The 13,934-nt window shown below is 57.5% G+C and carries 11 protein-coding genes; 1 reads left to right on the forward strand and 10 read right to left on the reverse strand.

Translation table 11 applies throughout. The features are described 5' to 3' along the window. The 10 genes from OR1_RS12280 to OR1_RS12325 form a co-directional block, all read right to left on the reverse strand. Positions 1-2,037, reverse strand: a complete 2,037-nt coding sequence (locus OR1_RS12280) for a TonB-dependent siderophore receptor (protein WP_202812052.1) — start codon at positions 2,035-2,037, stop codon at positions 1-3. A gap of 356 nt (positions 2,038-2,393) precedes the next feature. Then, on the reverse strand, positions 2,394-3,422 hold the full coding sequence (locus OR1_RS12285; protein ID WP_041972169.1) for a sulfate/molybdate ABC transporter ATP-binding protein: 1,029 nt from the start codon (positions 3,420-3,422) through the stop codon (positions 2,394-2,396). Beyond that, positions 3,419-4,276: a sulfate ABC transporter permease subunit CysW gene (gene cysW, locus OR1_RS12290; RefSeq protein WP_041972170.1), complete on the reverse strand. Its 858-nt coding sequence runs from the start codon at positions 4,274-4,276 to the stop codon at positions 3,419-3,421. The genes OR1_RS12285 and cysW overlap by 4 nt, the downstream gene beginning before the upstream one ends. Then, complete coding sequence (gene cysT, locus OR1_RS12295) at positions 4,266-5,099, reverse strand: sulfate ABC transporter permease subunit CysT (RefSeq protein ID WP_041972171.1); 834 nt, start codon at positions 5,097-5,099, stop codon at positions 4,266-4,268. Before cysT ends, cysW begins: the two co-directional genes overlap by 11 nt. Before the next feature lie 2 nt (positions 5,100-5,101). Further along, positions 5,102-5,692, reverse strand: a complete 591-nt coding sequence (locus OR1_RS12300; RefSeq protein WP_041972172.1) for a class I SAM-dependent methyltransferase — start codon at positions 5,690-5,692, stop codon at positions 5,102-5,104. Positions 5,693-5,732: 40 nt separating this feature from the next. Beyond that, a complete protein-coding gene (locus tag OR1_RS12305) occupies positions 5,733-6,530 on the reverse strand; it encodes an ABC transporter ATP-binding protein (RefSeq protein WP_041972173.1) in 798 nt (265 codons plus the stop codon). After that, entirely contained in the window at positions 6,527-7,285 is a 759-nt protein-coding gene (locus tag OR1_RS12310; RefSeq protein ID WP_041972174.1) for an ABC transporter permease, read from the reverse strand. The genes OR1_RS12305 and OR1_RS12310 overlap by 4 nt, the downstream gene beginning before the upstream one ends. Before the next feature lie 19 nt (positions 7,286-7,304). Beyond that, positions 7,305-8,270, reverse strand: a complete 966-nt coding sequence (locus tag OR1_RS12315) for an ABC transporter substrate-binding protein (RefSeq protein ID WP_041972175.1) — start codon at positions 8,268-8,270, stop codon at positions 7,305-7,307. Continuing rightward, complete coding sequence (gene cooS, locus OR1_RS12320; protein WP_041972255.1) at positions 8,263-10,293, reverse strand: anaerobic carbon-monoxide dehydrogenase catalytic subunit; 2,031 nt, start codon at positions 10,291-10,293, stop codon at positions 8,263-8,265. The genes OR1_RS12315 and cooS overlap by 8 nt, the downstream gene beginning before the upstream one ends. Before the next feature lie 103 nt (positions 10,294-10,396). After that, entirely contained in the window at positions 10,397-11,404 is a 1,008-nt protein-coding gene (locus tag OR1_RS12325) for a sulfate ABC transporter substrate-binding protein (protein WP_041972176.1), read from the reverse strand. Positions 11,405-11,717: 313 nt separating this feature from the next. Between OR1_RS12325 and OR1_RS20895 the strand changes: the two genes are divergently transcribed. Further along, a complete protein-coding gene (locus OR1_RS20895) occupies positions 11,718-13,919 on the forward strand; it encodes an ATP-binding protein (protein ID WP_160295246.1) in 2,202 nt (733 codons plus the stop codon). Positions 13,920-13,934 lie beyond the last annotated feature (15 nt).

The following is a 13,934-nucleotide window of genomic DNA, read 5'->3' on the forward strand; positions in this document are numbered from 1 at the left end:
TCAAAAAGTCAGCTCCAGGCTGCCGAAGGCGTTGAAACCCGGGTCACGAAACTGCCACGGCATTTCATAACGCTTGTCGAACAGGTTGTTCAGGTCCACGGCAGCATTCAATGCATAATCGGCACTCTTGAATAGAATCTTCTGCGCCCGGATGTTCAGTACATGATACGGCCCGAACTTGCTCCGCCCGCTTTTGGAGGTGCTGTCAAAATAGGTCCCGACAAGGTGCAGGTAGGGGGACACGGATATTCCCCAGGGCAGCCGGGAAGTGATACCGGCATTGGCCACATAGTCAGGGACAAAGGAGATGTCGGCGCCGTCCTGGTCGGAGTCCAGCGGATTTTCAACCTTGGTTGCCGTATAGGTCAAGTTGGCAAACGAGCGCAGATAGTCGCTGAACCGATGATCCAGGTTCAACTCGAAGCCGTACGAATAGGCATTGCCGGCATTCATAGAGCGGCTCTGCGACGGGGTCGCGTTGACTGCGTTTTCCACAATGGCATCGTCAATCTGGTTATAAAAACCGCGAATCCCGATAATCAGGTTATCAAGAGGCCGAAGATCAACCCCCAGGTCAGAGCCGATCCCTTTTTCCGGCTTCAGGTCAAGGCTGGGGAGCTGGCCGTTCCTTCCGGCGACCCCTGCATCCGCGGCATTCAGCGTCCCTCCGAGCTGCTTGGCCGAAGGCGCCACAAAACTCGATCCGGCGTTGCCATAAAACGCAAGCCATGGGGTCATATTGCACCGGGCACCGACGCTCCAGAGAAAGGTGTTCCAGGAGTTGTCCCGCTTTGCCGGAGTTACGCCATTGAAGAGATCATAGGAGTGATCCGTATAGTTGAACCGTCCCCCGCCCCTCAGCACCCATCTGCCAAGGACCAGTTTTTCCTGGAGAAAGAGTCCGACCGAATAGGCGTTCACATCGGTACCGGTGCTTCGCACCCCGTTGACCTCGGCAAACGACCGGTACGTCGCTACCTGCGAATCCGCGCCGGCTGTCAGCAGACTGTTGCCGTAATGGCTGACATTGATGGTCAGATCCGAAGGAAAGATCTGCTGTTCAACTCCATCCCGTTCGCGCAGACCGAGATTGGCCGGGAAGTTGTCTTCACCCCAGCGGCGGTCGTAGTTGCGATAACCGGTCTTCACCTGGAGATTGATCGCTTCATTGATCTGATTGGTGTATGTGGCGTTGATGGTGTCGTACTTATGGTTGAAGTCGCGGTTGGGACGGCCGGCATCCCCGGTATGCTGGGTATGGTGGGCAAATACCGACAGCTTGTGGTCATCCCGGTCGAACAGATAGGTCAATTTTGCGTACAGCTTGGTCTTCTGGTATTCCGGGTCCTTGATGATGTTCAGCCATGAATTTGCCGTGCCGTAGTCGGTATAGTCGGACTGCTCATAGCCGGCGCCGATGAAATAGTTCAGGTTCTCTTTTCGGTCCTGATGATAGAGGCGACCGGCAAAGGTATTGTAACTCCCCCCGCCAACCAGGAAACGGGTTGCCGGAGCGTCGATGCGGTCCTTCAGGATGAAATTGGTGATGCCGGCCAGAGGGGTCTCGTTCCCGGCAAAATCCATGGTCAGGTAGTTTGAATACATGACAGACGCCGGCCCCTTGTGGATCTCGACCTGGCCGAAGGCCCACGGATCAAGGCTCATGGCATCGACAAAGGAGTCAATCGGCAACCCGTCCAGCAGATAGCCGTTATACTTCGGCCCGAGCCCGCCGAACGAACCCCAGTTGGCGTCGTTGCGCGACAGCACATTGACAAACTGGCCCGAGGTGTACTGGAGCAGTTCGGCGATATTCCGGTTGTACGTGGTCTGCTGCTCGAACTCTTCCGGATAGAACAGCTCAACCTTCTGGGTCACGGTTTCCTGCGACTGGGCAATTTTGGAGTCGGTAACCACCAGATCGGAGAGCTTTTCAAGGCTCAGGTCATAGATGTTTCGCTCCAGCGCCCATGCGGAGTCTGCCGCGTACATCGACATGCACAGGAACAAGGCTACTCCCGAAGACCTTGATACCATGTCAACCCCTTTCACTACTGGATTACCGGGCAGCAGAAATTCTTGAATTACTTTAATCGAAAATCAGGCTTTGGCAACCGCTATTTCGATAAAAATATCGCGGCGTTGCCGTTGTCAAACAGCCTCGTCAGGATAGATGGTGAAAATCGAATACTTATGTTTGAGGAGAGAGCGTCCGGAGAGTGCCTGGACCTATAGATATACAGACAGTTAATGCCTTGCAGATAAAGGACTTTTTACATCATCTGTTGTACAAATAACCTGCTTGAAGGTCGATGGATTCGGCCCCCAGGCAGGTCGATAAACCTTTCGGCGCTGGTATAAACTCAAGCAGTTTCCCAGAACACCAGACAATGTCAGATCTGGTAATCCTCGACAAACACCACCAGGTTTTTCGGCGAGACATAGACCTGCTCGCCGGTGGTGAACCATAACTCCTCGTGCTTTTCGCGCGGGATCTCCGCCTCCATCAATCCGCCGGTATCAACTCGGGCCAGTTCAAGGCGCACAATCGCCCCGAGAGGGAGCACCCGCGACACGGTAACTGCAATGGCGCCGTTGCCGGGGTCCTGGCGGCTGACATCGATCTCGTGGGGGCGGGCATAACCGACCGAATGGTGCTCTGTTGAGGCTGTCTGCCCTGCCTGGGGCCGGGCGTGAAACATGTTGACCGTGCCCAGGAACGAATAGACGAATGGTGACGCTGGGCGGCTGTAAACCTCGTCCGGCGTCCCCTGCTGCTCGACCTTTCCTTTGTTCATCACCACGATCCGGTCGGCCACCTCCAGCGCCTCTTCCTGGTCATGGGTCACAAAGACGCTGGTAACGTGGATCTCGTCGTGCAAGCGCCGCAGCCAGCGGCGCAGCTCGATCCTTACCTTGGCGTCCAGAGCGCCGAACGGCTCGTCCAGGAGCAGCACCTTCGGCTCCACCGCCAGTGCACGGGCCAGGGCCACCCGCTGCCGCTGGCCGCCGGAAAGCTGGGCCGGGTAACGGTCCGCAATCCCCTCCAGCTGGATCAGCTTGAGCAGCTCATGCACCCGCTCGCGAATTGCCCCTTTGGACGGCCGTTCCTTGCGCGGCCGCACCGTCAGGCCGAACGCGACGTTATCGAAGACCGTCATGTGCCGGAACAGGGCGTAATGCTGGAACACGAACCCGACCTGCCGTTCCCGGACATCGTCATGGGCGTTTTCGCCGTTGAACAGGATCTCGCCGCGGTCCGGAGATTCCAGACCGGCAATGATCCTGAGCAGCGTGGTCTTGCCGCAGCCGGACGGCCCGAGCAGCGCCACCAGCTCGCCAGACGGCACGGTGAGGGAGATATCCTGCAGGGCGGTGAAAGCCCCGAACTGTTTACTTACGCCGCTTACTTCGATACTCATGACTGAATCTCCTGTCTCTTCATCCGGAACTCCACCCAGCTTTTCACCACCAGGGTCACCAGCGCCAGCAGGGCGAGCAACGAAGCGACAGCAAAGGCGGCGGCGTAGTTGTATTCATTGTAGAGGATCTCCACCTGCAGCGGCACGGTATTGGTCATGCCGCGGATATGGCCCGACACCACGGAAACCGCGCCGAACTCCCCCATGGCCCTGGCGTTGCAGAGGATCACCCCGTAGAGCACCCCCCACTTGACATTGGGGAGCGTAACCAGGAAAAAGGTCTGCAGCCCGCTGGCGCCGAGGGTCAGGGCCGCCTCTTCCTCCTCCCGCCCCTGCGATTCCATCAGCGGGATCAGCTCCCTGGCAACAAACGGGAAGGTGACGAAGATGGTGGCCAGGATGATTCCGGGCGCGGCAAAGACGATCTTCAGGTCGTGGTCCTGCAACCAGGGCCCCAGCCAGCCCTGGAGGCCGAAGAGCAGGACATAGATCAGGCCCGATATAACCGGAGACACCGAAAACGGCAGGTCGATCAGGGTGAGCAGCAGACTTTTCCCCGGAAAGGCAAACTTGGCAATGGCCCAGGAGGCGACCAGGCCGAAGACCAGGTTGAGCGGCACGCTGATGGCCGCCACCAGGACGGTGAGCTTGATGGCCGACCAGGTATCAGGCTCCCTGAGCGCGGCGAGATAGGTCTCCCACCCTTTTGAAAACGCTTCGCTGAAGACTGCGGCCAGCGGCACGAACAGGAACAGGGTCAGAAACAGCATGGCCGTGGCAACCAGCAGCCACCGAACCGGCGCCGGTTCGGTGTTAGTGTTGTTACCGCTCCGTGCGGAAGAATTATGCTGCATAGCGCCTACTCCATTTCTGCAGGATATTAATCACCAGCAGCATGACAAAGGAGATGACCAGCATCACCGAAGCGATGGCCGTGGCGCCGGCATAGTCGTACTGTTCCAGCTTGGTGATGATCAAAAGCGGCGTGATCTCGGATTTCATCGGCATGTTGCCCGCTATGAAGATGATCGAGCCGTACTCCCCTACCCCGCGGGCAAAGGCCAGGGCAAAGCCGGTTATGACCGCCGGGGTGATCGACGGCAGCAGCACCCGCCTGATGGTCTGCCAGCGGTTGGCCCCCAGGCAGGCGGCCGCCTCCTCAAGCTCCGGTTCCAACTCTTCCAACACCGGCTGGACCGTGCGCACCACAAACGGCAGTCCGATGAACACCATGGCCACCGTGATGCCGAGTGGGGTAAAGGCGACCTTGATGCCGAGCGGTTCCAGATACTTGCCGAGCCAGCCGTTTGAAGAATAGACCGTTGCCAGGGTGATACCGGCAACAGCCGTCGGCAGGGCAAACGGGAGGTCCACCAGAGCGTCGGCCAGCTTTTTTCCCGGAAAGCGGTAACGGACCAGCACCCAGGCTACCAGCGTACCGAAAACGGCATTGGCAACAGCTGCGGCAATGGCGGCGCCAAAGGTCAGCCGAAACGAGGCGATGACCCGAGGAGAGATGACCGTTGCCACGAAGTCGCCCCAGCTCAGGGTCGCGGTCTTGAAGAACAGCGCCGACAAGGGGATCAGGACTATGACACTCAGGTAGAATATGGTGTAGCCGAGGGTCAGGCCGAAACCGGGAAGGACCCTGTTATGTGCACTCTTGGTAATGCTCATGGTTACTCCTGGTCCGAGCAGCTGGTTGCCGTTTTCTTGAACAGCAGGCCGTAATGATACGGTTTAAAATCGAATTGCCGCTGCTTCTCAAAGCCGGCAAGTTTTCCCCAGGCAACACACTGTGCCGGTTGCGGCCGGATCTCCATGGCTGGGCCGCGTGGGGTTGCGGGATCGTAATTCCAATGGATAACCGCCAGGCGGCCGCCTGGCTTGAGGATTCGCAAAGCCTCGGCCATCAAGGCTACAGGCTCTTCATGGTGCAGGATGTTAAAGAGCAGGGCAGCATCCTGGCTGTCGCTCATGAGACCGCTCCCTGCGGCGGCAAAGTCCCTGACCTCGGCCTGCACATTTAAAACCCCTAGTTGACGGCACTTCGCCTTAACCAGTTTAACCATCTCCGGTTCAATGTCCAGGGCAGTGACCGTACCGGAGACAAGGCCTGCAGCAGTCAGGGTAAAGGTGCCATAGCCGCAGCCGAACTCCACCAGGTCAGCGACGCCGTCGTGCAACCCAAAGCTTTGCAGGATGGCTGACGCGTCAAAAAAACCTTCCCACATCTCCTCATCAGGCATGCCGCTGTCCCGTACCTTCATTGGCGTTCCTCCCCGGCTTTATGAATCTGACCAAATGACTTCAGATTGAGTATTCTGCTTCCTGTAAAGCCATCTGGTGCACCAGATGAAATTCCGTGAAAAGCTCGCGGCGGAAGAAGGCGAAGTCATCGCGGGTCCGTTCCCGCGGGTGCGGCAGGCTGACTTCCAATACCCGCTGGATTCGCCCCGGATTCGGGGCCATCAGCACGATCCGCTGGCCCAGTGCAATCGCCTCGTCCAGGTCGTGGGTGACAAAAACCACGGTCGGCCGTGTCTCCTGCCAGAGGCGGAGCAGCTCATCCTGCAGGTGATAACGGGTAAAGGCATCCAGTGCGGCGAACGGCTCATCCATGAACAGGACACTGGGCTCCACGGCCAGCGCCCGTGCGATTGCCACCCGCTGCTTCATCCCTCCGGAGAGTTCATGGGGGTGCTTGTCTATTGCATGGCGCAACCCCACCAGTTCTAGGGTTGCCAGCGCCCTGTCCCGCGCCTCCCCTGCCGGAATCCCCTTGGCCTGCAGCCCGAACAGGACATTGCCGAGCACGGTGCGCCACGGGTAGAGGCCGTAATCCTGGAAGATCATGATATGGTCAGGATCAGGTCCGCTAACCGGTCTGCCGTCAATAGTCACGGAACCAGCGGATGGTTGTTCAAAACCGGCCATGAGGTTGATCAGCGTGGTCTTGCCGCAGCCGCTCGGGCCGACCAGGCAGACAAACTCGCCGCTTTGAATTTCAAGATCGAGCGGGCTGACTGCAACCTGCCGTTCACCGCGTGCCGATGTAAAATGTTTTTCCACCGCCGAGAGTTTAATTTTGGACGTCTGAATACTCATGACGTCACCCCCCAACGACGGCCGAGCAGACGCTCAACCGCTTTCATTCCCCGATATATCCCCAGCCCCAGCAGGCCGACCAGCAGCATGCCGGCCATAATCTGGTCGGTGCGCAGGAAGTTACGGGCATCAACAATCATGAAACCGAGTCCGGACTGGGCGCCGAGCATTTCACCGGCCACCAGGTGAATCCAGGCGGTGCCGACGGCGATATGCAGGCCGACCATGATGCCGGGAAACGCAGCCGGAACGATCACCCGCAAAAAGGTCATCCGGGAGCCGGCGCCGAAATTGCCGGCAACTTTAAGGTAGAGCGGCGGCACTCCCCGCACGGCGCTGATTGTTGTCAATAGCACCGGATAAAAGGCTGCCAGGAAGATGATAAACACTGCCGGGGCATTGCCGATACCGAACCAGAGCACGGCCAGCGGAAACCAGGCGATGGGCGAAATGGGGCGCAGCACCTGGATCAACGGATCTATGGCGGCATGGCAGCGGCTGAAGCGGCCGAGGAACAGCCCAAGAGGAATCGCAATAGCAACTGCCAGCAGGTAGGCGCTCCCGAAACGGACCAGGCTGATGCCGATATGCCCCCAGAGTACCCCGTTATCGGATAACTCCTTGATGGCCTTGAGCACATCGGCCGGCCCCGGCAGCTGCTCAGGGGTATAGCGGCCCGCAGCCAACTGCCAAAGGGCAATAAATGCGACTCCGGCAAGGAACGGCACAAGTATGGCGAACAATCGTGATTTCATCGCTATCGATTCCTATACATCAACCCTTTTTGGCAAAGCGGGCATCAAGGTAGCTCCCCAGATCGACCGTGTTCTTGGCAACCCCGAACTTGCTCATGTACTCCTGGGTCGCGGCGAAATCGGCCCGATTGGGCACCAGGTTGAGGAAACTCAGACGGTCGCGAGGAGAGGTCAATACCCGCTCGATGATCTCGGGCTTCTGCCCCAGTATTTTCGTCGATCCCTTGGCCGCCTGTACCGGATTGGCCTCGATGAAGGAGGCGGTACGGATAAAACCGGATACCAGTTCTTGCACCGCGTCAGGGTGACTGGCGACGACATTTTCCCGCAGGTTGAGCACACAGCAGATGTGGTTGGGCCAGATATCCTTGGAGAGGGTCAGGACCTTGCCCACCTTCTGGGCTTCGGCCTGGGCGCCGAACGGTTCGGCCACGATATAACCGTGGATACGGCCGGTGGCCAGGGCATTGACCATTTCCGGCGGCGCCATGTCGATGATTTTCAGGTCGCGGGCCGGATCGATATGCTTCTCGGTAAGCGCCTTGCGCAGCAGGATGTTGTGGGTCGAGAAGGGGCTCGGAATGGCTATGGTCTTCCCCTTCAGGTCCTCAATCCGGTTGATCTCGCCGCTGTTCTTGACGGTAATGACGCTGCCGTTGCGATGGCCCAAGAGTACGACCTTGACCGGTACCCCCTTCTGGCGCAGGGTCAAACCGATGGGGGCCAGCAGGAAGGCGCCATCAATAGCACCGGCCTTGAGCGCCTCGGCGATCTCGGGCCAGGAGGAAAACTTGACCGGCTTGACGCCGACGGTCTTGAACTGCTCCCGTTCGGCAGCGATCATCAGCAGGTGATCGGTGATGGGAAGGTAGCCAATCTTCAGGCTGACCTTATTGCCACCGGCAAAGACATTACTGACCAAACCCGGTGTAGCTGCGGCCGCCAGGGCCAGTCCTGATGCCTTGAGAAAATCACGTCTATTCATGGTGCTCCTCCGTATGGTGATTATGTGTATGGTGATGGCCATGCCGATGGGCATGGGCGTGTTCCTGTTCCTTGTAGAGCTCCGACAGCCGGCCGGTTACCGGGGCAGCGGCCGGTTGCCAGCCGATGGCCGACCGCCGGACGTCGAAGTCGGCCACGATCCGCTTGGCCAGGGCCACCGGGTCCGAATCGACCACCATCACGGCACCCAGCAGTTCCTGGGTATCCTCGTAGATGAATTTCGACACCTTGTCCGAACCAGCCACCGGCGGGGCGATGCAGTGGTACGAATTGAGCCCCAGGAGCCGGAACCCCATGGCTGCGCCCAATCCCTTTTCGTTGGACCATTCCGGGCTGGAGAAGGCGAGCGGCAACTGCTTGAGCGACTCGCCGCTAGCATTGGCGATGACCCGGAAAAAGGCCGAAGCCCGGGCGTTGTCCAGGCATTCCCCCATGTGCCAGACCGGCGGCAGATCGTGCGGCGCCAGGGCAGCGTTCAATCCCGTGCCTGCCGCGGCCAGCCCTTCCGGCAGGCAGAAACCGAGCTTCAGCAGGGCATAGGCGGCGCAGCCATTGGTGAGGGCCAGCACGTCATGGGCAATCAGTTCGTCGGCCACCTTGACCACCGCTTCTTCATAGACCACTTTCAGGTTATTGCACCCCACAAGATTGACCACCCCCCGGATCCGGCCGCTGCGCAGATGCTCCAGCAGCACGTCGGCACCGCCAAAGGTTGAGAGAATGTTCTCCACCGAGAAACCGACCTCGGCCTCCATGCGGGCCTGTGGGATAAAGACCTTGCCGCTCTGGCGCTCGCCATAGGCCTGGATGCCGCGCCGGACGATCCGTTCGGCCAGTTGATCGGCCTGGTCGAGATTGCTGTGGTGATGGTCGAAGGCGATATGCTCGGCGCCGGGGAGCCGAGCCGAATCGCTGGTGGTGACCACCCTGGTGTGGAAGCAGGCCGCCACGTCCATGATGCCGGGGAAGACGTCCTGGACGTCGGCCACCCAGAGATCCAGGGCGCCGGTGGCCAGGGCCAGCTCCGCACCGACCGCATTGGTAAGCGGTGTTATATCGCCGAACTTGGCCAGGGCCGAATGGCCGGAGCAGCAGATGCCGTAGAGGCGAATGGTGGCGGCGCCTCCCTCTCTGGAAATTGCGATCAGATCGTCCCGCTTGCTCGCCTTGACAATTGCCGCCACCAGCACCGGGGAGTGGCCGTGTACGGCGATGTTGACCGTATCCTCGCTGATCGCCCCCAGGTTGGTACTGATCCGGCTCCGTTTGGGGAGGCCATAGAGGCAATCCATGGCAATGCTTGATCCGACCACGCTGCTCCAGGCAAAGGCGAGACCACAGCGGAGCATCTGGCGGACAATGTTCTGCCAATCGCCATCGGTACCGGTGGTGGTGCGATGCAGCGCCTCGAACACCTCGTGGTAGGCGCCGATCGGCAGGATGTCCAGCTCGCGCCAGAGCTGCAACCGTTCCGGCGGCGCCATCGCTTCCAGGGTCCGGTGCGGTCCCGGCAGGGTGCGGCACAGATCGTCCAAGAGGATCATGGCAATCTCGCCGGCCAGTTCCTTGATCGATTTCTGCTCGTCAAAGATGCCGAAGGCCTTGGCAGTGGCCAGAACCTTTTCCGGGCCGAGGATCGGCAGGTCGATGGCCCCATCTCCGGCTGCCTTGAGCGCCAGCATTACCTCGCGCCCCCGGCTGCCGTGGGCAGCAGCACCGGCGGCGGTCCAGCGCAGGATATTGCGGGCCACGATCAGATGGGCATCGGCGCCGCAGACGCCTTTGGGGCTTTTGGGGGTGATCCGGCACGGACCCATGTGGCAGTTCTTGCAGCAGGTGCCGTTCAGGCCGAAACCGCAATGGGGCTTCTGGGCGTCAAAACGGTCGAAAGGGGTCTCGATGCCTGCCTGTTCAAGATGGGCAAGCATCTCCCGCACCGCCGAGTCCGGGGTGCGAGCCATGACATCTGCTTTGGTTGGAAATGTTTTTTTCGTGCTGGTCATGCGCTTCCTCTCGCTCGGGATCATGCAGAACCGTCATTTTGTAGGGGCGATCCTTGCGTTCGCCCCATGGTCGGGCGGCCACAAGGGCCGCCCCTACAGCCACCTATTTCGTTGGTGCGTAGATCTGGTCAAAGAGACCGCCGTCGCTAAAGTGGGTCTTCTGGGCCTTCTGCCAGCCGCCGAAATCCTTGTCTATGGTGTACAGCTTTTTGATTTTGGCCAATTTGGTCGGTATCTTGGGGTTGATCGGGCGGTAGTAGTGCTTGGCGGCGATTTTCTGCCCTTCATCGGTGTAGAGATACTTCAGGTACGCTTCGGCAACCTTGCGGGTGCCGTGTTTGTCAACCACCCTGTCGATGACGGTAACCGGCGGCTCGGCCAGGATGCTTTCCGGTGGCGTCACAACTTCAAACTTATCGGGTCCCAGTTCATTGATTGCCAGGAAGGCCTCATTCTCCCAGGCCAGCAGCACATCCCCCAGACCGCGTTGCACAAAGGTATTGGTGGAGCCACGTGCGCCCGAGTCCAATACCGGCACGTTCTTGAACAGTCTGCCGACGAACTCTTTTGCCTTGGCGTCATTACCCCCCTTTAGATTTCTGGCGTAGGCCCAGGCAGCCAGGTAGTTCCAGCGGGCGCCGCCGGAGGTCTTGGGGTTGGGGGTGATCACCGAAACGCCGGGCTTTATCAGGTCATCCCAGTTCTTGATCTTTTTGGGATTCCCCTTGCGCACCAGGAAGACGATTGTGGAGGTGTACGGCGCGCTGTTGTGCGGCAGCTCCTTCTGCCACCCCGGCTTGATCAATTTTTTTTCAGCGATGGCATCGACATCGTAACCCAGAGCCAGGGTAACGACATCAGCTTCCAGGCCGTCGATAACCGCCCGTGCCTGCTTGCCTGAACCGCCGTGAGACTGCTTGATGGTGACCGTCTCGCCACTCTTTCCTTTCCAGTACTTGGCAAAGGCACCATTGAAATCCTGGTACAGTTCCCGGGTCGGGTCGTAGGATACGTTGAGCAGCGTGGTGTCGGCAGCGGCAACGCCTGCAATCGATAGCGACAGCGCCAACGCAATAACCGTGGTAGTCTTTTTCAGCAGTCCTGTTTTCATCTTGCTCTCCTTTTGTAGTCTGTAGATTTAGTAGATTTTTACCGGGAAACAAATCCCCTTCCAGGAGGGGCGCAAATTAAATATAAACTCTATGGATTTTATGATTACAGTAGCCGACCAATAATGTCAAGAAAAAGTTTGGCCCAAATTCCCAATTGTTCTGTTTTCGTGATACAAATATATCTAGTTTCCGTCCGGAGTTTCCGAATGGAAACTATCTAGCTTTGTCAGGATAACGTTGTAGCATAGGAATAAAATGCGCAGTCTTATCTCACTCTCAATTCGCGTGCATATGTTAATACTGGTCGTCGTTATGACGGCCGTACCGGTCGCGATCATACTTTATTCGGCGTACACCCAGCATGAGCAGAATATTGGCAAAGCCAAGCTTCTTGTCGAGAGACTTGCCGATAACGTCAGTGATGACCAGAACATACTGCTGTCCGGAACGGAGCAGTTGTTAAGCACCTTATCCCAACTCCCCGCCGTTAAAAACCATTCTGCGAAAGCCGTAAACGCGCTGCTTGCGGATCTTGTCAAGAAAACCCCCCAATATTCCAATCTGATCATAGCAGATAGAAACGGTATTCAGTGGGCTGCGGCAATCCCGGCAAAAGGCCCTGTTTCCACTGCAGACAGAAGGTATTTCCGGAATGCGATTGCTTCCGGCCAATTTTCCTCCGGAGAATACGCCATCGGGAGAATCCTGAAAAAACCTGTACAGCATTTTGCCTACCCCATTAAAGACTCTTCCGGAAATGTCACCGATGTTGCTGTCGTAGTTTTTACCCTTGATAACTATATAACCAGATACAAGTTGAAAAATATGCCTGCCGGCAACATGTCGCTGCTATTTACCGACCATAAAGGGACCATCCTCTTCAATGTAACCGCACCGGAAACCTTGGGAAAACAGGACCGGAATGATCTTTTCAAGAGAATGACCAATGGCCCGGACAAGGGAACCTTTGAGGCGGTGAGCAACATCGGTATCAGGCGATATTTTGCCTATCAGAAGCTCCGCCTTGGCGGCGAACAGGCCCCATACATGTACGTACGCGCCGGGATACCGGTGGAGACCATTTTAGGGGAAACCCGCTCGAAACTAATGTTCAATATGGCGGTGATGTCGTCCATGCTGCTTCTGGCGGTTGGGTTTGCCGTCTTTATCAGCAAAAAGGGGGTTATTGACAAGGTTATCGCCCTTCGGGATGCCACGCAAAAAGTTGCCAGGGGAGATCTCGATGTCAGGATCTCGGATTATGTTTCCGGGGGAGAACTGGGCGACCTGGGGCGGTCTTTTGATGAGATGACGCAGGCATTGATTAACGACAATGAAGAACGGACAAGACATGAAAAAGAGCTGTCCCAGTATGCCGACATTGTTGCGCGTATGCAGGTGGGGCTCTACGTATACCGCCTTGAAGATCCCAATAATGACCGCAGTCTCAGACTATTAACGGTAAACCCGACATCGGTAAACCTGCTGGGCCTTTCCGAGCAGCAAATAGTTGGCCGGACCATTGATGAAATATTCCCGGCATTGCGGCAAGCGGGCATCCCGGCTAAATTTGCAGATGTGGTAAAAACCGGAACTTCTTTCGAGCGGGAAGAGTTCATTTATACTGACCGGAATGTCCGGGAAGCCGCCTTCTCTTTCAAGGCATTTCCGCTCCCCGATAATTGTATGGGGGTGCTGTTCGAAGACATTACCAAACGCAAGAATGCGGAATCGGCCCTGCAGCTGCTGAATGATGAACTTGAAGAGCGGGTTCATCAACGCACCGCCGAGATCAACGCCATAAACCGCGAGCTTGAGGCATTCAGCTATTCGATTTCCCATGACCTGAGAGCGCCATTGCTTCGAATAACAGGTTTTGCCGATATTCTGCTGGAGGTATGCACACCTAAACTTACTGACGAGGAACTGCATTACGTTTTGCGGCTCAAAGAAGCAAGCCGGAGGATGAACGAGCTTATTGAGGCTTTGCTGAAGCTGTCACGAGTCACCAGCAGTGAGTTGAATACCGAGACCGTGAACTTGAGCAACATGGCACTGGAAATATTCAGCGGGCTGAAGGAACAAGAGCCTGACCGGCTGGTAACTTATTCCGTCAGCGATGGCATGGTCGCGGATGCCGACCCAATATTGATGAAGTCGCTTCTGGACAATCTCATCAACAATGCCTGGAAGTACAGCTCGAAAAAGGAACATGCCGTAATCGAATTTGGTGTCAGCGAACAGGACGGGAGTGAGGTCTATTTTGTTCGTGACAATGGCGTAGGATTTAACATGCGCTACCGTGACAACATCTTTGCGCCATTTCGCAGGCTGCACAAAGATGAGGATTTTGCCGGCATCGGCATCGGGCTTGCGACAGTGCAACGGATCATCCGTCGCCATAGGGGCGACATCTGGGCAGAAGGCAAAGAAGGGGAAGGCGCGACCTTTTATTTTACCCTGCAAGCGAATAACACCGCAAACCCCGAACGAGCACCCGAGCCAACCGACTAAGTCAATTACATGCGC

Source organism: Geobacter sp. OR-1, assembly GCF_000813145.1.
GTDB lineage: Bacteria > Desulfobacterota > Desulfuromonadia > Geobacterales > DSM-12255 > Geoanaerobacter.